Source organism: Erythrobacter sp. NE805, assembly GCF_046452355.1.
Taxonomy (GTDB): Bacteria; Pseudomonadota; Alphaproteobacteria; order Sphingomonadales; family Sphingomonadaceae; genus Erythrobacter.
The window spans coordinates 99,310-123,495 of the sequence record NZ_JBKFDI010000001.1 but is presented as its reverse complement, the minus strand read 5'-3'; the positions used below and the strand labels follow the sequence as shown (position 1 = coordinate 123,495).

Here is a 24,186-nt window from a genome sequence, read left to right as displayed (position 1 = left end):
GCTATTCTCCCGGGCAAAAAGGCCCCAGGGGAGAGACCGCCATGTCCGCAATCGCGCAGCACCAGTTCCTCACGATGGACCGCATCCTCACCCATTGGGCCGCCGCGCAGCCCGATGCGCCGGCGATCGAGGGCGGGGGGGAGACGATCAGCTACGGCGAGCTCGAGCGGCTCTCGCGCCAGATCATCGCCCTCCTCGCGGCGCGCGGCATCGCCCCGGGCGACCGGGTCGCGTTTCTCGGCAGGAACGTGCCCACCTACGGTCTCCTCTACTGCGCCTGCGCGCGCGCCGGGGTGGTGATCGCGCCGATCGGCTGGCGGCTCGCCCCGCGCGAGATCGCCTATATCCTCGCCGACACGGAAGCGAAGCTGCTAGTCGCCGCGCCCGACTTCATGGAGCTTGCCGCCAAGGCGATGGCCGAGCTCGCCAGCCCGCCGGAGCGCCTCGCCGACACGGCGATGCTCGAGGAGGCGCGCGCGCACGAGCCCGCGGCCTTCACCCCCTGCGGCGAGAACGATCCTGTCCTCCAGCTCTACACCAGCGGCACCACCGGTCATCCCAAGGGCGTGGTGCTCTCCAACGCCAACCTCACCCGGCTGCGCGTCGAGGGGATCGCGGCGGGGCTCACCTACTACACCGATTACCGGGCGGGCGACTGCATGATGGTGGCGATGCCGATCGCGCATATCGGCGGCACCGGCACCTTCAGCCTCGCGATCATCGCCGGCATCCGCTGCCGCTTCGAGAGCGAGTTCACTCCGGCGGGCGTGCTCGAGGCGATCGAGGCGGGGACCACCCACATGTTCCTCGTCCCCGCCGCGCTCCAGATGGTGATCCAGCATCCGCGCGCAGCCGAGACCGACTTCACGAACCTGCGCTACCTCATCTACGGCGCTGCGCCGATGCCGCTCGAGCTTTTGAAGCAGGCGGTCGTCACCATGCCCAACACCCAGTTCCTGCAAGCCTACGGCATGACCGAGACCACCGGCACGGTCTCCATCCTCCCGCCCGAGGACCACACCCTCGAGGGCAACCAGCGGATGCGCTCGGCCGGCAAGGCGCTGCCCGGGGTCGCAATCGAGGTGCGCGGGCCCGACAACAAGGAGGTGCCGCGCGGGGAGATCGGCGAGGTGTGCATCCGCTCGCCCTCGAACACCGCGGGCTACTGGAAGCTCCCCGAGGCGACCGCCAAGACCATCGACCCGGACGGTTGGCTCCACACCGGGGACGCGGGGGTGATGGACGCGGACGGCTATGTCTACATCCAGGACCGCATCAAGGACATGATCATCTCAGGGGGAGAGAACGTCTACCCCGCCGAGGTCGAGAGCGCGATCTACGGTCACCCGGCGGTCGCCGAGGTCGCGGTGATCGGCGTGCCGAGCGCCAAGTGGGGCGAGGAGGTCAAGGCCGTTGTGGTCGCGAAGCCCGGTGCCGAGGTCGACGCGGCCGACGTGATCGCCTGGGCGCGCGAGCGGATCGCCGCCTTCAAGGCGCCGAAGAGCGTCGACGTGATCTCGGTCATGCCGCGCAACGCCTCAGGCAAGATCCTGCGCCGCGAGTTGCGAGCGCCCTATTGGGAGGGGCAGGAACGGCAGGTCGGCTAGCGGCAGGTCTCGCAAGGTGAAGCAGCACGCGCCCGCCACCTCGCGCAACCGCGAGCCGATCGCGGAGGTGCTCGCGCGCGCGCTTCCGGCAAGCGGCACGGTGCTCGAGATCGCCAGCGGGACGGGCGAGCACGCGGCGTTCTTCGCGGCGAGGTTCCCGGCGCTCTCGTGGCAGCCGACCGACCCTTCCGAGGAGGCGCTCGCCTCGATCGCCGCCTATCGCGCGGACTATGCGGGGGACAATCTCGCGCCGCCGCTGCGGCTCGATGCCGCCGATCCGGAGGCATGGCCCATTGCTGAGGCAGCGGCGATCCTGTGCATCAACATGGTCCACATCAGCCCCTGGGAGGCGACCCTCGGGTTGTTCCGGGGGGCTGCGCGCTTGTTGGGCAGCAGCGACGGACCGCTGATCCTTTACGGCCCGTTTTGTGAGCAGGGGGTGGAGACCGCGCCCTCGAACCTCGCATTCGATCAGAGCCTTAAGGCGCGCAACCCCCTGTGGGGCCTGCGCGAGGCCGAGGCTCTCGATGCCGTCGCCGCGGCGCACGGAATGGCCCGGACAGCACGCCATGCGCTGCCAGCGAACAACATCATGCTGGTGTATGGAGCCGCCTAATCGATCGCGCGCTTGCCGGCGCGGCCGACCGACTTGATGTCCTCGCCCACGCCCTCGACGGTGTTGCAGGCGGCGGCGCCGAGGGTCAGCGCGGCGAGGGCGGCGGCGGCAAGCATCTGGCGAAGCATCAACGGGCATTCCCTTGCAGTGATCGAACCCGATCAATGCCGAGGAATGCCCGCGATTCTTACAGACCTTGCGGCGAGCCGAAGCGCACCTGCGCCGAAGTGCGCGTCAGATTTCCTTCTTCACCTCGCGCGAGGCCGACTGGAGGTCCTCGCCCGCACCTTCGACGGTGTTGCAGGCGGCGGTCGCAAGCGCGATGGCGCCGAGCGCGATGGTGGCGATGAGCTTGGGAGTGGTCATGTCAGGGTGCTCCTTTGTGCAAACCTGACAGCCTCAACCCGGCCTGCGCGCGCGAAGGTCCATGCTATTCGGCGGAATGCACCCGGGACCGGGCGAGTTGCCGTTCGCGCCAGGCGATGAGGAGGCCCGCCCCGATGATCAGCGGCGCGCCGAGCCACAGGCTCGCGGGCGCGGCGCGGTCGAAGATCGCATAGCCGTAGAAGCTCGCCCACAGCAGCGCGGTGTAGTCCATCAGCAGGATCACCGCCGCCGAGCCGAAGCGCAGCGAGGTCGTCAGCAGCATCTGCGCCGCCGCGCCGACGAGGCCCATGCCGAGGATCAGCGCCCAGGTCAGCGGATCGTGCGCGGCGATGACGAAGGGAAGGGCGAGGGCCGCGACCGGGGTAGTAAGCGCCGCGAACCAGAAGACGATGCTCCACGGGTTCTCGGTCGTGTTGAGGTCCTGAAGCTGGTAGCTGATGACGGCCACCATGAAGGGCGCGACGAGCCCGACCGCGATGCCGGCCACGGTCACGCCCTCGTGGAGGCCAGCGAAGGGCTGCATCACTACCAGCACGCCCGCAAAGCCCATCGCCACCGCGCCCCAGCGGTAGGGGCCGACCTTCTCGCCGAACAGCACGATGCCGATCAGCACCGCGAAAACCGGAGCGGTGAAGCCGAGCGTGGTCGCCTCGGCGAGCGGCAGCAGCAGCACCGCGCCATAGGTGAAGACCATGCCGAACAGCCCGCTCGCCGCGCGCCGCGCCTGCGCGCCGAGCCGCCGGGTCCTCAGCAGCGCGAGCTGGCCGGTGAGCGCGAGCCCCGCGCCGAGCAGCACGACGGTGAGCGCCTGGCGCCAGAAGATCAGCTCCATGAGGTGCGCGCCGCGCTCCCCTGCGAGCTTCACCAGCATGCCCATCGTCGCCAGCGCGAAGGCCGCCAGCAGCCGCACGAGCAGCGCGAGCAGGGGCCGGGGTCGGGCGATCGAGCCATCCATCGCCCCTCGCTTGGCCGAGCGCCGGGGATTGCGCAAGCCGTGGCGGGCTCTACATGCGGGGGCCATGGGCCTGATCGAACGATATGAATTGCTGAGCGATGCCGGTCAGGTGGCCGTCATCGGGGCGGGCCTGTGGGCGCTCGCGGCGGTCTTCGCGTTGATGGAATGGCGCCGCACCCGCCGCCGCAAGCGCGACCTCGCGCGGCTCGAGGCGATCGGCTGGGTGCCGTGGACCGGGCTGTTCATGCTCGCCGCGCTGCTCGGCGCAGGATGCCTCGCGATGAGCCTGCCCGTGGTGCTGAGGGGTTAGCCGCGAGGCTGTCCCGTCAGAGGCAGGCCTCGAGATACGCCTGGTCGAAGCCGAACTGGCGGGCCTTCTCCAGCGTATAGGGGCGCAGGCCCGAGCTCCGGAACTCGCCAAGGATCTTCCCGTCGTCGGTCTCGTCGAGATATTCGAACTTGAACAGCTCCTGCGTCACGATCACGTCGCCTTCCATCCCGATCACCTCGGTGATGTTGGTGGTGCGGCGAGACCCGTCGCGCAGGCGCTTGACCTGGACGATGAGGTCGACGGACTCGGCAATCTGGCGGCTGATGGCTTCCTTGGGGATCTTGATGTCGCCCATCAGGATCATGTTCTCCATACGGCCGAGGCACTCGCGCGGGGAGTTCGCGTGGAGCGTGCACATCGAGCCGTCGTGACCGGTGTTCATCGCCGCGAGGAGGTCGAAACACTCCGCGCCGCGAATTTCGCCGAGGATGATGCGGTCCGGGCGCATACGCAGCGCGTTCTTGACGAGGTCGCCGATGGTGATCGCGCCCTGGCCTTCGAGGTTCGGCGGGCGGGTTTCGAGCGGCAGCCAGTGCGGCTGCTGGAGGCGAAGTTCCGCCGCGTCTTCGATGGTCAGCACGCGCTCGCCCGGATCGATCATCTTGGACAGCGCGTTGAGCATGGTCGTCTTACCCGAACCCGTACCGCCCGAGATGACGATGTTCATTCGGCACGCGCCCGCGATCTTGAGCGCGGTCGCCATCTTGTCCGACATCGAGCCGAAGTCGCGCAGCATGTCGATGGTGATCGGCTTTTCGGAGAATTTGCGGATCGAGATCGCGGTGCCGCGCAGGCTGAGCGGGGGCACGATCACGTTCACACGCGAGCCGTCCTTGAGGCGGGCGTCGGCGAGCGGGGTGGTCTGGTCGACGCGGCGGCCGACCTGGTTGACGATGCGCTGCGCGATCTGGAACAGGTGCTGCTCGTCGCGGAAACGGATCGGGGCGAGCTGGAGCTTGCCCTTCTTTTCGATGTAGGTCTGGTCCGGCCCGTTGACCATGATGTCGGACACGTCGGGGTCGTTGAGCAGCTCTTCGAGCGGCCCGAATCCGAGCAGCTCGTCGATGAGCACCTTTTCCAGCGCGAACTGCTCGCGCCGGTTGAGGGTGACCTTGAGCTCGGCCAGCACCTCCATGATGATCGGGCGGAACTCCTCGGAGAGCTCCTCCTTGGAGAGGGTCGCGGCCGCTTCGGGATCGACGCGCTCGAGCAGGCGGGGGAGCACCTGTTCCTTGATCTTGTGGACGCTGGCCTCGAAGCCGCCGACCTCGGAATTGGCTTCGCTGACCGCGGCCATGCGCTCGTTGAGGCGGTCGATCGCCTCCGAGGTCGAGGCGGGGCGCGCGGCGGATTGCGAGGGGGCCGGGGCGGGCCGCGGCGGTGCAGGCTCGCCCGGGAGCGGCGGGAACTGCTCGCCGCCGCGCATGGGCACGCCGGAGCCCTTCATGGGCCGTGCGACGCCGAAGGCGGGCCGTGCGCCCGGCTTCATCCCGCCAGCATTGCCCTTCTTGCCGAATGCGCTCATTCCCAGCCCCCGCGGCTCTCAATCCATGAATCGGGCGACGCACGCCGCGCGGTGGGAAGCGCTTGGTGCATCTCGAAAAAAGCTGATTAAAAGGGAATGGTTGTTTTTTCCTAAACCTTGCCCCAGCGCCGGCCTTGCCGGGGGCGAGCGCCTCGGGGGCTTGCCGTTCGGAGCGGTGCGGCTAGAGGAGGGGCGGCGCAACTCCAGGGACACGAAGGCTTATGTGCGGCATCATCGGGATCGTGGGCGACAGGGCCGTGGCCGACCGGCTGGTCGACGGGTTGAGGCGCATGGAATACCGCGGCTACGACAGCGCCGGGATCTGCACACTCGACGGCGGGGCGCTGGTGCGGCGCCGCGCGGAGGGCCGGCTCGCCAACCTCGTCAGCGTGCTGGCCGACGACCCGGCGCCCGGCAGCGTGGGCATCGCCCACACCCGCTGGGCGACCCACGGCGCGCCGACCGCGAACAATGCTCACCCGCACGCGACGGGCGAAGTGGCGATCGTCCACAACGGGATCATCGAGAACTTCAAGGAGCTGCGCGCCGAGCTCGCCGCCAAGGGGCGGGTGTTCGAGAGCGAGACCGACAGCGAGGTGGTCGCGCACCTGATCTCCGAGGAAGTCGAGCACGGCGCCGATCCCGAGACCGCCGTGCGCGCCGTGCTGCCGCGGCTGCGCGGCGCCTTCGCGCTCGGCATCGCGTTCCGTTCGCATCCCGACCTGTTGATCGGCGCGCGGCTCGGCTCGCCGCTGGTGGTGGGCTACGGCGAGGGGGGCGCGGAGGCGGAGATGTATCTCGGCTCCGACGCGCTCGCGCTCGCCCCGCTCACCCAGCGGATCGCCTATCTCGAGGAAGGCGACTGGGTGGTGATCCGTCACGGTTCGGCTGACATCTTCGATGCTGCGAACAATCCGGTCACGCGCGAGATTCAGACCTCGGGCGCCTCGGCGGCGATGGTCGAGAAGGGCAATTACCGCCACTTCATGCAGAAGGAGATCTACGAGCAGCCCACCGTGGTGGCGCAGACGCTCGGCTCCTACCTGCGCCTGTCGGACAACTCGGTCGCGCTGCCGCAGATTGACTTCGACCTCTCCACCGTGCGCCGGTTGACGATCGTCGCCTGCGGAACCTCGTTCTACGCGGGGATGGTCGCGAAATACTGGTTCGAGCAATTCGCCCGCGTCCCGGTCGACATCGATGTCGCCTCCGAGTTCCGCTACCGCGAGCCGGTGCTCGAGGAGGGCGGGCTCGCGCTCTTCATCTCGCAGAGCGGCGAGACCGCAGACACGCTCGCGGCGCTCCGGCACTGCAAGGCCAACGGCCAGACCATCGGCGTGGTCGTCAACGTCCCGACCAGCACCATGGCACGCGAGGCCGATCTGCTGCTGCCCACCCATGCCGGGCCGGAGATCGGGGTCGCCTCGACCAAGGCCTTCACCTGCCAGCTCGCGGTGCTCGCCGCGCTCGCCGCGCACATGGCGGTGAGGAAGGGGCGCCTGTCGCGCGAGGAGGAAGCCGAGATCGTCCGTCACCTTCTCGAGACCCCTGCCGCACTCAACGCCGCGCTCGCGCATGACGACGACATCGCCGCGATGGCACACCTCGTCGCCCCGGCACGCGACGTGCTCTACCTGGGGCGCGGGCAGGACTATCCGCTGGCGCTCGAAGGGGCGCTCAAGCTCAAGGAAATCAGCTACATCCACGCCGAGGGCTATGCCGCGGGCGAGATGAAGCACGGGCCGATCGCGCTGATCGACGACGCCGTTCCGGTGGTCGTCATCGCCCCCTCCGGCCCGCTTTTCGAGAAGACCGTCTCGAACATGGAGGAGGTGCGCGCGCGGGGCGGGCAGGTGGTGCTGATCTCGGATGCCGCGGGGATCGCCGAGGCGGGCGCGGGGTGCATCGCGACCATCGAGATGCCGGTGGTCCACCCGCTGATCGCGCCGCTGGTCTATGCCGTGCCGGTGCAGCTGCTCGCCTATCACGTCGCGGTGCTGAAGGGCACCGACGTCGATCAGCCGCGCAACCTCGCCAAGTCGGTGACCGTCGAGTAGCCGGAGGCCTGGTCCGGAGCCCCGGAAAGCGGGCGAATCCGCGCTCTCCTTTACCGCAGCCTAACCATTCGCCGCTATGTTGACGGCGTGGCCAACAAACCCGCCTCCCCGCCTGCGACGGTTCCTGCCGTGCTGCCGATCGCCGACGTGCTCGGCCTGTCGCGCAATCCGGCCTTCGAACCGACGCGCCTGAGGGGGGACGAATTCGCCGGGGTGGCGCAGGCGAGCCGCCACCGGATGCTCGCCAATGCGCTGCTGGTGGCCTTCATCGCCGCGGCCTTCGCGCCGCTGATCGGGCTGGTCGTGGTCGGCCCCTGGGCGATCCTGCTGGGCTGCGTCTTGTGGCGCACGCGCCAGACCGACATGGAGCTGGTCGATCCTGCGAAGAGTGCCGGACCCCCCGAACTCGAACGCCGCCAGAACCTCAACGCCATCGCCGCCGCCCTGTGCTGGGTGGGAGCGCTGCTGCTGTTCCCGTGGCTGTCCGGCGGGGCGCAGGCGATCACCCTGCTGCTGATCATCCTCGTGCTGATGATCTCCTCGACCTTCGTCTTCTCGACCTCGCCGCTGAGCGTGCTCGTCTACAACGCCATCCTCGGCGTGGGCGTGGCGCTGAGCCTCGCGCTCGGCGCCGAATGGCAGGCGGCGGGCGGTGCGATCCTCTTCACCATCGCCAGCCTCGTCGCGACGATCGAGGTGCGCACCACCTTCGTGAAGGCGCGGCTCGCCGAGGCGGCGGTCGCCGAGAAGGAGGCGGTGGTCTCGCTGCTGCTGCGCGAGTTCGAGGAGAACGAGGCCGACTGGCTGTGGGAGATCGATCCCGCCCGCAAGCTGCGTTCGGTCTCGCCGCGGTTCGCCTATGCGCTCGGCCAGTCGCAGGCCGAGGTCGAGGGCAAGCCGCTGCTCGAGTTGATCGCCGGGCGCGGCTGGGCGAGCGGGCAGTTCCCGGCGAGCCTCCACGACCTCGCCGAGAAGCTCAAGAGCCGCGAGAACTTCTCGAACATGCTGGTGCAGGTTGCGATCCTCGGCGAGGAGCGGTGGTGGGAGCTTTCGGGCACCCCGGTGCGCGACGAGCAGGGGCGCTTCATCGGCTTCAGGGGCGTGGGCTCGGACGTGACCGAGCAGCGCAAGTCCTCCGAGAAGATCGCCTACCTCGCGCGGTTCGACACGCTCACCCAGCTGCCCAACCGCCTCCAGCTCACCGAGGCGCTGGGCGAGGCGCTGCGCTATGCCCAGCAGTGGCGCACCCGCTGCGCGCTGCTGATGGTCGACCTCGACCGCTTCAAGGCAGTCAACGATTCGCTCGGGCACATGACCGGCGACAAGCTGCTCGCGCAGGTCTCCGCTCGGCTCCAGACGCTGATGGGCGAGAACCAGCTGTGCGGGCGCCTCGGCGGGGACGAGTTCGCGATCGTGATCCGCGACGCGAGCGCGCCCGGTGTGGTCCGCGATCTCGCCGAGCGCGTGATCGAGCGCCTCTCCGAGCCCTACCAGGTCGATCACCACACGCTCTATGTCGGCGCCAGCGTCGGCTCGTCCGAGGGCCCGCGCGACGGGGCCACGGTCGAGGAGATGATGCGCAACGCCGACCTTGCGCTCTACCGCGCCAAGGATGCGGGCGGGGGCGAGCATTGCCGCTTCGAGCCGGTGCTCCATGCCTCGGCGGAAGAGCGCCGCCAGCTCGAGGTGGCGCTCCGCAAGGCGCTGGGCCGCGACGAGATGGAGCTCCACTATCAGCCCGTGGTCGATGCGCGCAGCGAGAGCGTGGTCAGCTTCGAGGCGCTGGTGCGCTGGAACAGCGCCGAGCACGGTTTCGTGAGCCCCGGCAAGTTCATCCCGCTTGCCGAGGACACCCGCCTGATCGTGCCGATCGGCCAGTGGGTGATGCGCAAGGCCTGCGAGGAGGCGCGCAACTGGCCCGAGCACGTCAAGGTCAACGTCAACGTCTCGCCCGAGCAGCTGCTCGAGCCGGGCTTCCACAGCGAGGTCGTCCAGGCGCTCGCCCATACCGGCCTCGCGCCCGAGCGGCTCGAGATCGAGGTGACCGAGAGCATCTTCCTGCGCGATGCGAGCATCGCGCGCTCGGCGCTCGAACAGGTGATGGCGCTGGGCTGTTCGGTCGCGCTCGACGATTTCGGGACCGGCTATTCCTCGCTCGGTTACCTCAGGAAGCTCAGGTTCTCGACGATCAAGGTCGATCGGACCTTCGTGCAGGGGGCGGCGCAGGGGAGCGCGGAAAGCCTCGCGATCATCAACGCCGTGGTGGCGATGGCGCGCAGCCTGCACATGACCACCACCGCCGAAGGGGTCGAGACGAGCGAGGAGGCCGAGCTGATCCGCAACCTCGGCTGCGACAAGATCCAGGGCTATTACTTCGGCCGCCCGATGCCTGCCGCCGATGCGCGGGCGCTGTTCCGGATGCTGCACACCCGCCGCGCCTGAGGCGCCTCAGGCGGTCGCGAAGCTCGCCAGCAGGCCTTCGAACAACCGCCGTCCGTCCGCACCGCCGAGCGCGGGCACCGCGGCCGGCTCGATCGCGCGCTCGGGGTGCGGCATCATGCCGAGCACCCGTCCGTTCGCGGACAGCACCCCGGCGATGTCGCGCGCCGAGCCGTTGCAGCCTTCCGCATAGCGGAACGCGACGCGCCCCTCGCCCTCGAGCCGGTCGAGCGTCTCGGCGTCGGCGAAGTAGTTGCCGTCATGATGCGCTACGGGAATGCGGATCGTCTCGCCTTCGCCATAGCCCGCGGTGAAGGGCGCGCTCGCGTTTGCGACCGTGAGCGCCACGGTGCGGCACACGAAGCGCTGCCCGGCATTGCGCAGCAGCGCGCCCGGCAGCAGCCGTGCTTCGGTCAGCACCTGGAAGCCGTTGCACACGCCGAGCACCGGCACGCCCCGCTCGGCCGCCGCCACCACGGCGCGCATGATCGGGCTGGTCGCCGCCATCGCGCCCGAGCGCAGGTAATCGCCGTAAGAGAACCCGCCCGGCAGCGCGATCAGGTCGAGCCGCTCGGGCAGGTCGGCATCGGCGTGCCAGACGCGGATCGCAGCGTTGCCCGACACCGCCTCGAGCGCCGTTGCCATGTCCCGGTCGCAGTTCGAGCCGGGGAAGGTGATGACCGCCGCCCGGAAGGCCATCAGCCGATACTCTCGACGGTGAAGCTCTCGATCACCGTGTTGGCGAGCAGCTTCTCGCACATCTGGCGGATCGTCGCCTCGTCGGTGCCCTCGGCAAGGTCGAGCTCGATCAGGCGGCCGATCCGCACGTCCTCGACCCCGGTGAAGCCGAGCCCCTCGAGCGCGTGGTGCACCGCGCGGCCCTGCGGATCGAGCACGCCGGGCTTCAACCTAACGAGGACGCGCACTTGCATGGCCACTTTGCTCCGTCATGTCTTCGGGTGGCGCCCCGGGCGCCGCGGAGCCGCTATAGCGTCCGGCGACGCGCACGCAATCGCCGACTTGGCACTTCTCGACCGCGCGGCGTGGCACGCTGGCGAGGCCGCGAGTGTCACATGACTGTCGTCAAGGACGCAGGTTTGTAACCTTGTTGCAACAGCTCCGGCAAGATAGTCAGGGAAGCTCGCTTCGGAGGGGACGAAGCGGCTCGGCGAACTCGCGCGAATCGTTGCGAAATGGCACCGCGCAGGTCCTCGACCACCTCCATCCGACAACAATAAAGGGGCTTGTCCGATGTCTCACCGCTTCTCCACCGTCCGCGCCGCACTGGCCGGCTCAACGATGCTCGCCGCGGCCGCCTTCGGGCTGGCCGCTCCCGCCGCCGCGCAGGACGCCGCCGCCGCCGACACGGCCGACGGCGGGCTCTCGACGATCATCGTCACCGCCAACCGCCGCGAGGAGAACCTCCAGGACGTGCCCGTCTCGGCCGACATCCTCGACCAGGAGCGCGTCACCGCGGTCTTCAGCGGCACCGCCGACATCACCGCGCTCGCCGGCACGGTCCCGGGCCTCAACGTCGAGAGCTCGAACGGCCGCGTCGCCCCGCGCTTCTACATCCGCGGCCTCGGCAACACCGACTTCGACCTTGCCGCCTCGCAGCCGGTCTCGGTGCTGCTCGATGACGTCGTGCTCGAGAACGTGACCCTCAAGAGCTTCCCGATCTTCGATGTCGAGCGGGTGGAAGTGCTGCGCGGGCCGCAGGGCACGCTGTTCGGCCGCAACACCCCCGCCGGCGCGGTGAAGATCACCAGCGTCAAGCCGAGCCACGAGACCTCGGCCAGCGCCTCGCTGTCCTTCGCCAGCCTCGACACGATCGGCCTTTCGGGTGCGGTCGGCGGCTCGATCGTCAAGGACGTGCTTGCCTTCCGCGCCTCGGCCCAGCTTCAGCGCCGCGGCGATTGGGTCGACAACGGCTTCACCGGCGATGCCAACGTGCTCGGCGGCTATGCCGACATCGCGGCGCGCGCCCAGCTGCTCTACACCCCGAGCGAGCGGGCGAGCTTCCTCGCCGCGGTCAACTTCCGCGACCTCGACGGTTCGACCACGATCTTCCGCGCCAACGTGCTGGGGCGGACCACCGCGCAGCCAAACAACACCAACAAGCTCAACAACAACTATGACCGTGGCACCGTCTTCTACGACGGCGGCGGCGGCAACCAGGCGAAATACCAGCAGTTCGGCGCGACCCTGACCGCGAGCTACGAGTTCGACGGCGCCACCCTGACCTCAATCACCAGCCACTGGACCAGCGAGGGCAATGGCCGCGGCGATATCGACGGCGGCAGCCTCACCCGCGGGCCGGGCTTCATTCCCTTCCCTTCGGACACGCAGGATTCGATCGACCTCAAGCAGACCACGCAGGAAGTGCGCCTCGCCTCGAACGGCGACGGCCCGCTCACCTGGCAGGTCGGCGGCTTCTACTTCAGCAGCAACTTCGATGTCGGCACGGTCGGCTTCAACTTCCCGCCGCGAGCCGTGGTCAACCACCAGAACGAGGCCTGGGCGCTGTTCGGGCAGGTGAGCTACCAGCTGACCGAGACCCTGCGCGCCACCGGCGGCATCCGCTACACCGACGACCAGAAGGACTTCTTCGTCAAGTCGGGCGCGGCGCGCCAGCCGCGCAGCGTGGGCGACAAGAACGTCGACTGGGATATCAGCCTCTTCGCCGACCTGTCGGAGGACGCGAGCGTCTATGCCAAGGCGGCGAACTCGTTCCGCGGGCCGACCATCCAGGGCCGCGACGTCGCCTTCTTCTCGGCGCCTTCGGTCGCCCAGTCGGAGAACATCACCTCCTACGAAGTCGGCTTCAAGACCGAGCTCGCCGATCGCCGCGTTCGCCTCAACGGGGCGGCCTACTACTACACCGTCGATGATCCGCAGTTCACCGCCGTGGGCGGCGCGGGCAACCTCGTCCGCCTGATCAACGCCGACAAGAGCACCGGCTGGGGCTTCGAATTCGACGGTGCCTTCCAGGTCACGCCGCGCCTTCTTGTCACCCTCGGCGTTGCCTACAACAACACCGAGATCGAGGACGCCACGCTCGAAGTGGGCGCCTGCCGCCAATGCACGATCACCGATCCGTTCCGATCGGTGAACAACCCGGACGGCAGCGTCAGCCGCTTCGCCCGGATCGACGGCAACCCCTTCCCCAACGCGCCCGAGTGGAGCGGCGACTTGACCGCGCGCTATTCGGTGCCGGTCGGCAAGTCGGGCGAGTTCTTCATCTTCACCGACTGGGTCTACCTCGGCGACACCAACTTCCTGCTCTACACCAGCCGCGAGTTCAACGCCTCCAGCCGCTTCGAAGGCGGTCTCAAGGTCGGCTACTCGGGCGGCAACGGGCAGTGGGAACTCGCCGCCTTCGCGCGCAACATCACCGACGAGGACAACGTGCTCGGGGTGATCGACTTCAACAACAACACCGCCTTCGTGAACGATCCGCGCGTGATCGGCGCGATGTTCAGCGTCAAGTACTGAGCCGGCGCTGCGTCTCCCTGAGCGGGGGACCCAGCCGATCACTTGGAAGGGCCGGCAGGAGGCGACCTGCCGGCCCTTCTTCTATTGCGGACCGGCGGCGGCCTCGGGGACGACGACGAAGGTGACCGCACCCTCCGGCACGAGGTAGCGCAAGGCGGTCTGGTGGAGGTCCTCGGGCGTGATCGCCGTCATCACCCCCGGCGCGGCGAGGAAGCGGTCAATCCGCTCGGGCTCGCTCTGCGCGCGCGCGGCGAGCGCCAGCCAGCCGCCGATGTCCTTGAGGATGTTGTTGTATTCCTCGACCCAGGGCTTGCGCGCGCGCGCGATCACGTCGGGATCGAGCGGGGCCTTCCTGAGGTCCGCGACCAACCCATCGATGGCGGCGCGCGCCTCTCCGACCTTGTCGGCGGCGACCGCGGCGGAGATCGTGAAAGTGCCGTAGCCGGGGTAATAGTGGCTGAGGGTCGACCCGGCCGAAGGCGAGTAGGCCTGCCCGAGCTTCTCGCGCAGCCGCTCGGTGAGTTCGAGCCGCACGATCCGCGCCAGCAGGTCGAGCCGCTGCGCCTCGGCGAAATCGCGGTCGTCGCGGGTCGGCCAGACCCACTGGAGCAGCGCCTGGTCGGGCTCGCCCTTGTGGGTGATGCGGTGCTCGCCCCGGGTGGCGGTGAAGCTGCGGGTGCGGCTTTCGGGCCGCGGGTTGAAGGCGGGCTCGCGCGGCGGAAGCGCGCCGAGGGTCGAGGCGACCGCGGCGATCGCCGCCGCCTCGTCGAGATCGCCGACCAGCGCGAGTTCGATCGCGCCCTTGGCCAGCCGGTCGCCGATCACCGCCTTCAGCCCCGAGAAGTCGAGCGCCATGTAAGCCTCGCGCGGCTGGAGGCTGAAGCGCGGGTCACGGTCCGAGAGGATCGCGCCGCTCACCGCGCCGAGCGCGCGGCCGGGCGTCGCATCGAGCGTCTCGAAGTAGTTTTCGATGCCCTTGCGGTAGCGCTCGACCCCCTCCGGCCGGTAGCCGGGGTCGGTCAGGGTCGCCGCCAGCACCTGCAATTGCAGCCCCAGATCGCGCGGGGTGGTGATCGCCGAGGCGGTGAAGGCGTCGATGCTGCTCGCCAGCTCGAAGCTGACATTGCGCCCGGCGAGGACGCTCGCCAGATCGTCCTGGCTGTGCTTGCCGAGCCCGCCCGCCACCAGCGAATCCGCAAGCGTGGTGGCGAGCGGCGTCTCGCGGGTGTTCATCAGGTCCCCGCCGTCGACCGCCAGCGCAAAGGCGACGCGGTCCTTGCGCACCTCGGTGTGCTTGAGCGTGAGGCGCAGGCCATTGGCGAAGGTGACGAAGCGGAAGCCGAGGCGCGGTTCCTGCGTGTCGGAGACGACCGTCCCCGCCGGGCCGAAATCGCTGTAGCCGAAAGCGAGCGGCCCGGTGTCGACGGGCGGGCTGACGGGGAGCGCCAGGCCTTCCGCGAAGGCCTCGCGCAGCGCCGCCTCGCCGCCGGCGGGCGCGGCGCGGCCCTCGAAGCGGATCAGCGGCTCCTCGAGCGGGGCGGCATCGGCGAGCAGCGCCTGCCACACCGCCTCGGGGGTGATGTCGGGGAGCATCCGCTCGAACTCGGCGAGGTTCCACTCGGGCGTGGTCGGCACGCGCTCGTCGCTCACCAGCGCGAGCGCCGCGCCCACGAAGACCGAATTGTTGCGCGTGTCCTTCGCCTTGACCGCGTTCTCCAGCCCCGTGCGGATGTTCGCGAGCTGCTCGTCCACCTCGGCGCGGGTGAAGCCGTGGGCCAGCGCCTGGTGGACCTCGCGCACCGCCGCCAGCACGCCCGGTCGCCAAGCGCCGTCGGCGGTGTTGACGTCGAGGCTGGTGATCCGCGCCTCCTCGAAGATGTCGCCCGAGCTGAAGCCCGCCGACTTGAAGGGCGCATCGGCCCCGCGCGCGAGACGGGCGAGGCGGCGGTTGACGATCGCGTAGCCGATGCCGCGCAGCCGCGCGGTGCGCCGGTTGGCGACGGTGTCGGGCTCGTCGCGCCACGGGGCGAGGCGGCTGATCGTCACGCTCTCGGCGAGCGCGGGATCGACGTGGATATCGGTGAGGCCCTTGCGGGCCACGTCGATCGGCCCGGCCTCGGGCTCGCGGGGGGTGGGGCCGGGGCGCCAGTCGGCAAAGCGCTCGCGGATCGCCGCCTCGACGACCTCCACCGGATAGTCGCCGACCACCACCAGCACAGCGTTGGCCGGGGTATAGGCGCGTTCGTAGAGCGCCCGGATCTGCGCCGCCGTGGCGCCTTCCAGCGTCGCCAGCGTGCCGATCGGCAGGCGCTCGGCATAGCGTGCGCCGGGGGCGAGGAAGGCGACATTGTCCTCGAAATTGCGCTGCTGGAACCCCGCCCGGTCGCGCCGCTCGGCGAGCACGACGCCGCGCTCGCGGGCCACGGCGTCCTCGGTGATGGTGAGCTCGCTCGCCGTCTCTCGCATCAGCCTGAGCGCCGTTCCCAGCAGCGCCTCGTCGTTGCGCGGCAGGTTGAGCATGTAGGTGATGTTCTCGAAGCCAGTCGAGGCATTGGTGTCGGCGCCGAAGGCCAGGCCCTCGCGCTCGAGCAGCTTGATCATCTCGCCCTCGGGAATGCCCCGGGAACCGTTGAAGGCCATGTGCTCGAGGAAGTGCGAGAGGCCGCGCTCGCTGTCGGTCTCCTCGAGCGCGCCCGAGCCGATGCGCAGGCGCACCAGCGCGGTGCCCGCGGGGGTGGCGTTGCGGCGGATGACGTAGCGCATCCCGTTGTCGAGCCGGCCGAAGGTGTAGCCGGGATCGACCGGCACGTCGCTCGCCTCGAAGGGCCAGGCGGGAGAGGGTGCAGGAGCGGGCGCCTCGCCTGCGGCTTCGGCGGGCGGCGCCTCCTGCGCCGCTATGGGTGCGGCGAGGGCGAGGGCCAGCGCGAGGCTGGCGGCGAGGGGGCGAAGGCGGGCGGCGGGAAGGTTGATCGGTCGCATGGCTGTGCCCGCGACTCTAGGCCCTCGTTCGCGCCTGTCAGCCTACTTCTTCAGGGGCGGCGGCCCGCGCAGGCGCGAGCGGGCGTGGGAGAGGTCGAAGACCTCGCCCGGGCCGTTGTCCTCGCCGTTCAGCAGGCCGAGGCGGCGGGCGACCTCGCGGTAGGCCTCCTCCTCGCCGCCGAGGTCGCGGCGGAAGCGGTCCTTGTCGAGCTTCTCGCCGGTCGTCATGTCCCACAGGCGGCAGCCGTCGGGGCTGATCTCGTCGGCGAGGATCACGCGGCTGTAGTCGCCGTCGTAGAGGCGGCCGAACTCGAGCTTGAAGTCGATCAGGCGAATGTCGATCGCGGCGAACATGCCGCACATGAAATCGTTGATGCGGATCGCCATCGAGGAGATGTCGTGCATCTCGTCGTTGCTGGCCCAGTTGAAGCAGGCGATGTGCTCCTCGGCCACCAGCGGATCGCCGAGCGCGTCGTCCTTGTAGTAGTATTCGATAAGGGTGTGCGGCAGCGGCTCGCCTTCCTCGATCCCGAGCCGCTTGCTGATCGAGCCGGCGGCGACATTGCGCACCACCACCTCGAGCGGGATGATCTCGACCTGGCGGATCAGCTGCTCGCGCATGTTGAGGCGGCGAATGAAGTGGGTGGGGATGCCGATGTGCGCAAGGCGGGTGAAGACGTGCTCGCTGATGCGATTGTTGATCACGCCCTTGCCGTTGATCGTGCCCTTCTTCTCCGCGTTGAAGGCGGTCGCGTCGTCCTTGAAGTACTGGATGAGCGTGCCGGGCTCGGGACCCTCGTAGAGGATCTTGGCCTTGCCTTCGTAGAGCTTGGTGCGGCGGGACATCGTCAGTTTCCCTTATCAGCGAATGGTGCCCGGGGGCGGATTTGAACCACCGACACGCGGATTTTCAATCCGCTGCTCTACCCCTGAGCTACCCGGGCATTCGCTGCGAGCGACGGGGAGGTGCCATTCGGCTGCCCCGGCGAGCAAATGAGAGCGGCCCTATGGCGAACGAGGTCGGGGTTGGCAAGAGGCTTTTATCGCCCTTTGCGCAGCTCCCCTCAGTCCGCTTCGCGCCAGTCCTCGCGGGCGAGTTCCTCGGGGTCGGCAGGCGGGCCGGGGACGGCGTAGCTGTCGGAGAACCAGCGCGCGAGGTCGCGGTCGCGGCAGCGCTCGGAGCAGAAGGGATGGTGGGCCGGGTGGCGCGGCTTGCGGCAGATCGGGCAGGGTTTCGAGGCGTTCGTCATGCGCCCAAAAGCTGGGCATGAGCGGCTTCGATGGCAAGAGCGGGATCGACCGCGATCCGCACCTCGCGGGCCGATCGCCGGGCGAGCTCTTCGAGCCACAAAGGCTTGAGCTTGGGCTTGAGCGCCGGGTGCACCGTCAGTTGCAGCACGCGGCCGGTCCCAGCATCCGCCGCCAGCTCCGCCCGGCGCAGCGCCATGCGCGCGGCCATGCCGAGCCGCGCGGTCGCGAATCGGTGCTGCAGAGATGGGCCGGTAAGCCGCGCGACCAGCTGGACGAAGCCGAAGCCGTTGATCGCGGTGCGCTCGTGCGGCCAGCCGGCCAGCGCCGCGGCGAGCGCCTCGTCGACCGCGCGGCGGTCCTCTTTGGCGGCGAGGGTGGGGAAGTCGATGCCGATGTTCCCGCCGCAGTCGAACCATGCCAGTGCGCGGGCAATCGCGGGGATCGCGGCGAGCGCCACCTCGCGCGGGGATCCGATGCCATCGATATCGATCACGGTCATCGCCGGGGTGACGCTGACGAGGACTTCGCCGCCCGCGAAGTCGAGGCTCGCCGAGGAGGCGGCGTGCCACACCTCCTCCCACAGGCCTGCGGGAAAGCGCCGGACGATGCGGCCCTCGGGCCACGCGGGATCGGTCGAGGGCCCGCCCGAGCCCGCCAACCGCGCCTGCGCCCGCTTCAGCCGCCCGCGCTCGGCAAGCGCGGCGCGGGTGATGACGAGGTCGAGCGTCTGGCCCTCGGTGACCTGCGGGGGGAGGTGGTCGACCAGCGCCTCGGTGCCGCTTTCCAGCAGCGCGACACCGCGCCGCGTGCCCTTGAGCTTGGCGGTGAGCTGGCCGGTGACGCGGTGACCCGCCGCGAGCTCGCCGGGCCAAATCACTCTGGACGCAAGCACGCGCTCGCCCTCGACCAGCAGGGCGCGCCGCTCGGCGATGCCCTCCTCGATGAGCCAGGTCACGGGCCCACCCCCAGCCCCTCCCGCAGGCGGGAGGGGAGCGGGTCGCGGCGATCCTCCCCTCCCGCCTGCGGGAGGGGTCGGGGGTGGGCCCGCGCCGTGCGACGCCTGATCCTACCCAATCGCGAACCCCGCCGCCTTGAGCAGCGCGCGGGTGTGGTAGAGCGGCAGGCCCATCACCCCCGAATGGCTGCCCCTGATCCACGCGATCAGGCCCTCGGCCGCGCCCTGGATCGCATAGCCGCCCGCCTTGCCGCGCCATTCGCCGCCGGCGAGATAGGCGGCGATCTCCTCCGAAGAGAGGCGCTTGAAGCACACCACCGTTTCGTCGAGCCGCTCGCGCAACGTGCCGTCGGGCGCGCGCAGCACGACGCTCGAGAGCACCTGGTGGCGCCGCCCGCTCATCAGCGCGAGGCAGGCACGCGCCTCGGCTTCGGTTTCGGTCTTGGGGAGGATGCGCCGCCCGACCGCGACCACCGTATCGCCCGCGAGCACGAAACCCGGCGCGTCCACCGCCAGCGCCTTCTCGCGGCCCATGCGCATGGCATAGCCGCGGGGGAGCTCGCCGGGGCGCGGGGTCTCGTCGATGTCGGCGGGCACCACGGCGTCGGGCGCGATGCCGAGCCGGGCGAGCAACTCGCGCCGCCGGGGCGAGGCCGAGGCCAATGTCAGGTGAAGCGAGCCCATCGCGCGGGCCCCGCGCCCTTACTGCGGGCCGGGGCCGCCGCGACCCGGCATGAAGCGGTAGGTGATGCGCGCCTTGGTGAGGTCGTAGGGGGTCAGTTCGCACAGCACCTCGTCGCCGACCAGCACGCGGATGCGGTTCTTGCGCATCTTGCCCGCGGTGTGGCCGAGAACTTCATGCCCGTTTTCAAGCTCCACCCGGAACATCGCATTGGGCAGCAGTTCGACCACGCGCCCGCGCATTTCGAGGAGTTCTTCCTTGGCCATGAAATTCCTTCGCATTGGGTGCGGCGCACAATACGCCCGTCGATACGGCGCTGCGCTTTAGCGATGCGGGAACCAAAAGGGAAGGCTCGTGCGTTAGGCGCAGGATCGGCGGGGATTTGTGCGGGTTCTGCGCGCGCATTCGCTTGCGTCGGGGCCGCCGAGGCTTCACCGCAGGCAGGTCCTCGAACGGGAGCGGCCAAAGGTCGCACCGCAAGAAGAACAGTCATCGAAGGGACCACATGAACCTCTCCCCCCTCTCCCGCACGATGCTGCGTGCTGGCACCTGCGCCCTCGGGATCGCGCTCGCGCTCCCCGCACTTGCCACCGAAGCCGGTGCGGGCGCCCAGCCGCAGCCCGAGCCCGCCGTCCCGGCCAGCGAGGAGGAGCCCGCCAGCGCCAGCGACGTGAGCGTTTCGCCAAACGAGATCGTGGTGCGTTCCGGGCGCATCAAGGGGCAACTGTTCGTCGAGCAGGCCCCGCTGCTGCAACTCGACGAGACCCAGATCGCCGCCGAGGGCGTGACCTCGATCACCGATCTCATCGCCCAGATCAGCGCGCGCACCGGATCGGCGCGCGGACGCGGCGGCGGGGGGCAGCCGGTGATTCTCGTCAACGGCATCCGCATCGGCTCGTTCCGCGAGTTCGCCAACTATCCGCCCGAGGCGCTCGCGCGGGTCGAGGTGTTCCCCGAGGAGGTCGCCCAGCGCTTCGGCTTTCCGCCCGATCGCCGGGTCATCAACCTGATCCTCAAGGACAATTACGCCAACCGCCAGATTGATCTCGAATACGAGATGCCGACGCGGGGCGGCTATGCGCGCAACGAACAGCAGCTCGGCCTGCTCCAGATCAAGGATGGCGGGCGGATCAACGCGAGCATCCAGGTCGAGGACACCAACCTCCTCACCGAGGCCGAACGCGGGATCGACCAGACCCCCGGCTCGGTCTCGGGCGTGCCCGGCGATCCCGAACAGGCGCGCTTCCGCAGCCTGCTCGCCGACACCTTCGGGGTCGAGGGGAACGTCTCCTGGGCCAAGGCGATCATCGACAGCGGCACCTCGCTCTCGGCCAATCTCAACTACCAGCGCGGCGAGAGCCGCAGCCTCGACGGGCTCAACACCGTGGTGCTGCGCCGCAATGCCGGCGATGCGGGCACGCTGAGGACCTTCGGCGAGGACACCCCGCTCGCGCGGCGCACCTCGAGCGACACGGTCTCGGCCGCGGGCTCGTTCAACAAGCCGGTCAATGCCTTCCGCCTGACAAGCACCTTCGACGCCTCGCTCGCTGAGACCGAGACCGAGATCGACCGGCGCCTCTCCGCGCAGCAGCTTGCGGTGTTCCAGAACGCGGCGCTCGCCGGGACGCTGGGCGTGACCGGCGACCTGCCGAACGACACCGCCAACGGCTTCGACGTCGCGCGCAGCCGGGTCATCACCGGCTCGACGCTGAACACGCTGCAAGGCCCGCTCGGCGAGCTTCCTGCGGGCGAGGTGCTGGCGACCTTCGACGTGCGGCTCGACTGGCAGCGCATCGAGAGTTCGGATACCCGCTCGGCCTTCGGCGCGAACCTCACGCGGCGCAACCTCTCTACCGGCGCGAACCTCGTGATCCCGCTCACCAGCCGGCGCGAGGAGTTCGCGGATGCGCTCGGCGACTTCACGCTCAACCTCCAGGCCGGGGTCGACGACCTCAGCGACTTCGGGGTGCTCGGCGACTGGAACGCGGGGCTGACGTGGAAGCCCTTCGACAAGCTCGACCTGTCGGCGACCTATATCTGGCGCGAGGTGGCGCCGGGGCTGACCGCGCTCGGCAATCCGCGGATCGTCAACCTCAACGTGCCGGTGTTCGACTTCGTGCGCGGCGAGACGGTGCTGGCGGACGTCACCACCGGGGGCAATCCGGACCTCCCGGCCGAGACCCAGCGCGACTGGAAGTTCGCCGCCAACTGGGAGCTGCCCTTCTGGGAGAACACCCGGCTGACGGTCGAGTACATCCGCAACCGTTCGAGCGACGTGGTGAGCGCCTTTCCGCAGATCACCTCGGAGATCGAGGCGGCGTTCCCCGGCCGCGTGACCCGTGATGCGAGCGGCCGGCTGATCGCGGTCGACCGGCGCTCGGTGAGCTTCGCGAAGACCAAGGCGGACCGCTTGCAGTTCACGCTCTCGACCAACGGCAGCATCGGCGCCCCCGCGGGCGGTCCGGGCGGCTTCGGCGGCCCAGGCGGCGGTGGCGGTGGCGGTGGCGGTGGCGGCGGTGGCCGGCCTGGCGGCGCACCGGCAGCGCCTGCGGCGGGCGCGGCCCCTGCGGCCCCGGCAGGTGCGGGCGGTCCCCCGGCAGGCGGCTTCGCGCCGAGCCCCGAGCAGCGCGCGCAGTTCATGGCCTTCCGCACCCGGCTGTGCGCCGAGGACGGCCTCGCTTTCCTCGAGAAGGTCGCCGCGGCGATCGACAGCGGACGGGACATTTCGGCGGAGTATCCGGGGATCGACGCGCAGCGGCTCGCGCCGATGCTCGCGCGGGTGCGCGGGGCGGACGGCAAGATCGATTTGGCGAAGCTCGCGCAGTTCCGGACCCGCATTTGCGCCATCGATCCGTCGATGATGGGCGGGGGTGCGCCGGGCGTTCCGGGACAGGCTGCACCGGGCGGGATGCCGCCCCAGTTCGCCGCCTTCCGCGAGCGGGCCTGCGGGCCGAACGGCACCGAGGCGATCGCCGCGCTGGTCGCCAAGATCGACCGCGGCGAGGACGTCTCGGCCGAGCTCCCCGGGGTCGACCCCGCCTTCATCAAGATGGCGCTCGACCGATCGCGCCTGCCCGACGGCACGATCCCGCCCGAGGCGATCGCCCAATTCCAGCAGCGCTTCTGCGCCGCGGCCCCCGACGGCGCGCCTGCGGGCGGCGCTCCCGCAGCCGGCGGTGGCGGCGCGCCCGCGGGGGGACCTGCGTTCAACCCGCTGGCAATGGGGCGCAACATGCAGGGGTGGCGCTACTTCTTCAACCTCACCCACACGCTCGAGCTCGCCAACGAGATCCTCATCGCCCCCGGCCTCCAGCCGCTCGACCAGCTCGACGGGCAGGCGACCAGCGCCTTCGGCCAGCCGCGCAACTCCGCGCGTCTCGAGGCCGGCCTGTTCGGCAAGGGCATGGGCGTGCGGCTCTCCGGAATCTACACCGGCACCACCCGGATCGACGGCTCGGGCCTGCCGGGGAGCACCGACATTGTCTTTGACGACATCGTCACGTTCAACCTTCGCGTGTTCACCAATCTCGGCGAGATCACCGGCAAGAACGAGGGCTTCCTCAAGGACTTCCGGGTGAGCCTCGTCGCCGACAACCTGTTCGACGCGCAGCGCCGGGTGCGGGATTCGAATGGCGACACGCCGATCAACTACCAGTCCTTCGTGATCGACCCGCTCGGGCTTTACGTGGGAATCGACCTGCGGAAGCTGTTCTAGGCGAACCTCTGGGCGAGTGCCTCCGCGCAGGCGTGGCCGCTCGCCCAGGCCCACTGGAAGTTGTAGCCGCCGAGCCAGCCGGTGACGTCGACCGCCTCGCCGATCGCGTAGAGGCCGGGGACCTTCGCCGCCTCCATCGTGCGGCTGGAGAGCTCCGCGGTGGCGATGCCCCCGGCGGTGACCTCGGCCTTGGCATAGCCCTCGGTGCCGTTGGGGATGAAGCGCCAGTCGGCGAGCCTCGTCTGCGCCGCGCGCAGGTCCTTGTCGGCCACATTGCCGAGCTCACGCTCGAGCCCGAGCCGGTCGGCGAGCGCGTCCGCCAGCCGGTCCGGCAACCGCTCGCGCAGCAGGGTGCGCAGGGATGCGCGCGGGCGGTCGCGCTTGGCGGCGATCAGCCAGTCTGTGGCGCCGTCGGGCAGGAAGGTGATCGCGACCGGCTCGCCATGCCGCCAGTAGCTCGACACCTGGAGGATCGCCGGGCCCGACAGCCCCTTGTGAGTGAACAGCGCCGCCTCGGCGAACTCCGCCTTCCCGGCGCGCGCCCGCACCGGCGCGGCGACCCCGGAGAGCTCGCGGAACAGCACGTCCTCGCCCCCCAGCGTCAGCGGCACGAGCGCGGGGCGGGGCTCGACCACCTTGAGGCCGAACTGCCGCGCCACCCGATAGGCGAAATCGCTCGCACCCATCTTGGGGATCGAGGGCCCGCCGGTGGCGATCACCAGCGCCGGGGCCTGCCAGCGACGTCCGTCGGCGGCGGTGACGGTGAAGCGACCGTCGTCGTCCCGCGACACCTCCGCGATCTCGACCCTGCTGGTGAGGCTCACCCGCTCCGGCGGGCACTCCGCAAGCAGCATGTCGACGATCTGCCGCGCCGAGCCGTCGCAGAACAGCTGGCCGAGGGTCTTCTCGTGCCACGTGATCCCGTGCTTCTCGACCAGCGCGACGAAGTCGGCGGGCGTGCAGCGGGCGAGCGCGCTCTTGGCGAAATGCGGGTTGGCCGAGAGGTAGTTCGCCGGACCTGCGCCCAGATTGGTGAAGTTGCAGCGCCCCCCGCCCGAGATCAGGATCTTCTTGCCCGGTGCCTCGGCCTTTTCGAGCAGCGCCACCCGCACCCCGCGCTGCCCCGCCTGCCCGGCGCAATAAAGCCCGGCCGCGCCCGCGCCGAGGATGATGACGTCAGCTCCCTGCATCG

20 protein-coding genes and 1 tRNA gene are annotated in these 24,186 nt (G+C 69.8%); 7 read left to right on the top strand and 14 right to left on the bottom strand.

The window, feature by feature from the left end; translation table 11 throughout:
* The first annotated feature begins 41 nt into the window (after positions 1-41).
* Together ACLBKU_RS00615 and ACLBKU_RS00610 are read left to right on the top strand one after the other, a co-directional pair.
* On the top strand, positions 42-1,607 hold the full coding sequence (locus ACLBKU_RS00615; RefSeq protein ID WP_410177592.1) for a long-chain-fatty-acid--CoA ligase: 1,566 nt from the start codon (positions 42-44) through the stop codon (positions 1,605-1,607).
* A 16-nt stretch (positions 1,608-1,623) separates the two neighbouring features.
* Positions 1,624-2,223, top strand: coding sequence for a DUF938 domain-containing protein (locus ACLBKU_RS00610; protein ID WP_410177591.1), 600 nt, complete (start codon positions 1,624-1,626; stop codon positions 2,221-2,223).
* Here ACLBKU_RS00610 and ACLBKU_RS00605 read toward each other — a convergent pair.
* The 3 genes from ACLBKU_RS00605 to ACLBKU_RS00595 all read right to left on the bottom strand — a co-directional run bounded on the left by ACLBKU_RS00605 (position 2,220) and on the right by ACLBKU_RS00595 (position 3,565).
* Positions 2,220-2,351 (bottom strand): entericidin A/B family lipoprotein, encoded by a 132-nt coding sequence (locus ACLBKU_RS00605; protein ID WP_410177590.1) that lies wholly within the window; start codon positions 2,349-2,351, stop codon positions 2,220-2,222. The two genes, ACLBKU_RS00610 and ACLBKU_RS00605, sit on opposite strands and share 4 nt — an antisense overlap.
* Positions 2,352-2,457: 106 nt before the next feature.
* Positions 2,458-2,589 (bottom strand): hypothetical protein, encoded by a 132-nt coding sequence (locus tag ACLBKU_RS00600; protein ID WP_410177589.1) that lies wholly within the window; start codon positions 2,587-2,589, stop codon positions 2,458-2,460.
* Between the two features lie 64 nt (positions 2,590-2,653).
* The gene (locus ACLBKU_RS00595; RefSeq protein WP_410177588.1) at positions 2,654-3,565 is read right to left on the bottom strand and encodes a DMT family transporter; all 912 of its coding nucleotides are present in this window, start codon (positions 3,563-3,565) and stop codon (positions 2,654-2,656) included.
* 64 nt (positions 3,566-3,629) lie between these two features.
* Here ACLBKU_RS00595 and ACLBKU_RS00590 point away from each other — a divergent pair, with 64 nt between their 5' ends.
* A complete protein-coding gene (locus ACLBKU_RS00590) occupies positions 3,630-3,875 on the top strand; it encodes a hypothetical protein (protein WP_410177587.1) in 246 nt (81 codons plus the stop codon).
* 16 nt (positions 3,876-3,891) lie between these two features.
* Here the strand turns inward: ACLBKU_RS00590 and ACLBKU_RS00585 are convergent, their stop codons facing one another.
* Complete coding sequence (locus tag ACLBKU_RS00585; protein ID WP_410177586.1) at positions 3,892-5,421, bottom strand: CpaF family protein; 1,530 nt, start codon at positions 5,419-5,421, stop codon at positions 3,892-3,894.
* Between the two features lie 221 nt (positions 5,422-5,642).
* On the opposite strand from ACLBKU_RS00585, the gene glmS reads away from it, so the two are divergent.
* Both glmS and ACLBKU_RS00575 read left to right on the top strand, forming a co-directional pair.
* Positions 5,643-7,478, top strand: coding sequence for a glutamine--fructose-6-phosphate transaminase (isomerizing) (gene glmS / locus ACLBKU_RS00580; RefSeq protein ID WP_410177585.1), 1,836 nt, complete (start codon positions 5,643-5,645; stop codon positions 7,476-7,478).
* A gap of 87 nt (positions 7,479-7,565) precedes the next feature.
* Entirely contained in the window at positions 7,566-9,920 is a 2,355-nt protein-coding gene (locus ACLBKU_RS00575; RefSeq protein WP_410177584.1) for a putative bifunctional diguanylate cyclase/phosphodiesterase, read from the top strand.
* A 6-nt stretch (positions 9,921-9,926) separates the two neighbouring features.
* On the opposite strand, the gene purQ is transcribed toward ACLBKU_RS00575, so the two are convergent.
* Both purQ and purS read right to left on the bottom strand, forming a co-directional pair.
* On the bottom strand, positions 9,927-10,616 hold the full coding sequence (purQ, locus tag ACLBKU_RS00570) for a phosphoribosylformylglycinamidine synthase subunit PurQ (protein ID WP_410177583.1): 690 nt from the start codon (positions 10,614-10,616) through the stop codon (positions 9,927-9,929).
* Positions 10,616-10,849, bottom strand: coding sequence for a phosphoribosylformylglycinamidine synthase subunit PurS (purS, locus tag ACLBKU_RS00565; RefSeq protein WP_410177582.1), 234 nt, complete (start codon positions 10,847-10,849; stop codon positions 10,616-10,618). The genes purQ and purS overlap by 1 nt, the downstream gene beginning before the upstream one ends.
* Before the next feature lie 319 nt (positions 10,850-11,168).
* Here purS and ACLBKU_RS00560 point away from each other — a divergent pair, with 319 nt between their 5' ends.
* On the top strand, positions 11,169-13,412 hold the full coding sequence (locus ACLBKU_RS00560) for a TonB-dependent receptor (RefSeq protein WP_410177581.1): 2,244 nt from the start codon (positions 11,169-11,171) through the stop codon (positions 13,410-13,412).
* Between the two features lie 81 nt (positions 13,413-13,493).
* Here the strand turns inward: ACLBKU_RS00560 and ACLBKU_RS00555 are convergent, their stop codons facing one another.
* The 7 genes from ACLBKU_RS00555 to infA form a co-directional block, all read right to left on the bottom strand.
* Positions 13,494-16,391, bottom strand: coding sequence for a M16 family metallopeptidase (locus ACLBKU_RS00555; RefSeq protein ID WP_410177580.1), 2,898 nt, complete (start codon positions 16,389-16,391; stop codon positions 13,494-13,496).
* 42 nt (positions 16,392-16,433) lie between these two features.
* Positions 16,434-17,237 (bottom strand): phosphoribosylaminoimidazolesuccinocarboxamide synthase, encoded by an 804-nt coding sequence (purC, locus tag ACLBKU_RS00550; RefSeq protein ID WP_410177579.1) that lies wholly within the window; start codon positions 17,235-17,237, stop codon positions 16,434-16,436.
* 23 nt (positions 17,238-17,260) lie between these two features.
* A tRNA-Phe gene (locus ACLBKU_RS00545) sits at positions 17,261-17,335 on the bottom strand.
* 120 nt (positions 17,336-17,455) lie between these two features.
* Positions 17,456-17,641, bottom strand: a complete 186-nt coding sequence (locus tag ACLBKU_RS00540; RefSeq protein WP_410177578.1) for a DNA gyrase inhibitor YacG — start codon at positions 17,639-17,641, stop codon at positions 17,456-17,458.
* The gene (locus tag ACLBKU_RS00535; protein WP_410177577.1) at positions 17,638-18,597 is read right to left on the bottom strand and encodes a ribonuclease; all 960 of its coding nucleotides are present in this window, start codon (positions 18,595-18,597) and stop codon (positions 17,638-17,640) included. The genes ACLBKU_RS00540 and ACLBKU_RS00535 overlap by 4 nt, the downstream gene beginning before the upstream one ends.
* A 111-nt stretch (positions 18,598-18,708) precedes the next feature.
* The gene (locus ACLBKU_RS00530; RefSeq protein ID WP_410177576.1) at positions 18,709-19,281 is read right to left on the bottom strand and encodes a Maf family protein; all 573 of its coding nucleotides are present in this window, start codon (positions 19,279-19,281) and stop codon (positions 18,709-18,711) included.
* An 18-nt stretch (positions 19,282-19,299) separates the two neighbouring features.
* Complete coding sequence (gene infA, locus ACLBKU_RS00525; protein WP_007163491.1) at positions 19,300-19,545, bottom strand: translation initiation factor IF-1; 246 nt, start codon at positions 19,543-19,545, stop codon at positions 19,300-19,302.
* A gap of 239 nt (positions 19,546-19,784) precedes the next feature.
* On the opposite strand from infA, the gene ACLBKU_RS00520 reads away from it, so the two are divergent.
* Positions 19,785-22,994 carry a hypothetical protein gene (locus tag ACLBKU_RS00520; protein ID WP_410177575.1) on the top strand — a complete coding sequence of 1,070 codons (3,210 nt, stop codon included), beginning with the start codon at positions 19,785-19,787 and terminating at the stop codon, positions 22,992-22,994.
* Here the strand turns inward: ACLBKU_RS00520 and ACLBKU_RS00515 are convergent.
* Entirely contained in the window at positions 22,991-24,184 is a 1,194-nt protein-coding gene (locus ACLBKU_RS00515) for an NAD(P)/FAD-dependent oxidoreductase (RefSeq protein WP_410177574.1), read from the bottom strand. The two genes, ACLBKU_RS00520 and ACLBKU_RS00515, sit on opposite strands and share 4 nt — an antisense overlap.
* Positions 24,185-24,186: the final 2 nt, after the last annotated feature.

What these genes read in the sequence shown, in the direction of transcription:
- ACLBKU_RS00615 (WP_410177592.1), top strand. Translation starts at nt 42, where the DNA reads ATGTCCGCAATCGCGCAGCACCAGTTCCTCACGATGGACCGCATCCTC.
- ACLBKU_RS00605 (WP_410177590.1), bottom strand. Translation starts at nt 2,351, where the DNA reads ATGCTTCGCCAGATGCTTGCCGCCGCCGCCCTCGCCGCGCTGACCCTC.
- ACLBKU_RS00600 (WP_410177589.1), bottom strand. Translation starts at nt 2,589, where the DNA reads ATGACCACTCCCAAGCTCATCGCCACCATCGCGCTCGGCGCCATCGCG.
- ACLBKU_RS00595 (WP_410177588.1), bottom strand. Translation starts at nt 3,565, where the DNA reads ATGGATGGCTCGATCGCCCGACCCCGGCCCCTGCTCGCGCTGCTCGTG.
- ACLBKU_RS00590 (WP_410177587.1), top strand. Translation starts at nt 3,630, where the DNA reads ATGGGCCTGATCGAACGATATGAATTGCTGAGCGATGCCGGTCAGGTG.
- ACLBKU_RS00585 (WP_410177586.1), bottom strand. Translation starts at nt 5,421, where the DNA reads ATGAGCGCATTCGGCAAGAAGGGCAATGCTGGCGGGATGAAGCCGGGC.
- glmS (WP_410177585.1), top strand. Translation starts at nt 5,643, where the DNA reads ATGTGCGGCATCATCGGGATCGTGGGCGACAGGGCCGTGGCCGACCGG.
- purQ (WP_410177583.1), bottom strand. Translation starts at nt 10,616, where the DNA reads ATGGCCTTCCGGGCGGCGGTCATCACCTTCCCCGGCTCGAACTGCGAC.
- purS (WP_410177582.1), bottom strand. Translation starts at nt 10,849, where the DNA reads ATGCAAGTGCGCGTCCTCGTTAGGTTGAAGCCCGGCGTGCTCGATCCG.
- ACLBKU_RS00560 (WP_410177581.1), top strand. Translation starts at nt 11,169, where the DNA reads ATGTCTCACCGCTTCTCCACCGTCCGCGCCGCACTGGCCGGCTCAACG.
- ACLBKU_RS00555 (WP_410177580.1), bottom strand. Translation starts at nt 16,391, where the DNA reads ATGCGACCGATCAACCTTCCCGCCGCCCGCCTTCGCCCCCTCGCCGCC.
- purC (WP_410177579.1), bottom strand. Translation starts at nt 17,237, where the DNA reads ATGTCCCGCCGCACCAAGCTCTACGAAGGCAAGGCCAAGATCCTCTAC.
- ACLBKU_RS00540 (WP_410177578.1), bottom strand. Translation starts at nt 17,641, where the DNA reads ATGACGAACGCCTCGAAACCCTGCCCGATCTGCCGCAAGCCGCGCCAC.
- ACLBKU_RS00530 (WP_410177576.1), bottom strand. Translation starts at nt 19,281, where the DNA reads ATGGGCTCGCTTCACCTGACATTGGCCTCGGCCTCGCCCCGGCGGCGC.
- infA (WP_007163491.1), bottom strand. Translation starts at nt 19,545, where the DNA reads ATGGCCAAGGAAGAACTCCTCGAAATGCGCGGGCGCGTGGTCGAACTG.
- ACLBKU_RS00520 (WP_410177575.1), top strand. Translation starts at nt 19,785, where the DNA reads ATGAACCTCTCCCCCCTCTCCCGCACGATGCTGCGTGCTGGCACCTGC.
- ACLBKU_RS00515 (WP_410177574.1), bottom strand. Translation starts at nt 24,184, where the DNA reads ATGCAGGGAGCTGACGTCATCATCCTCGGCGCGGGCGCGGCCGGGCTT.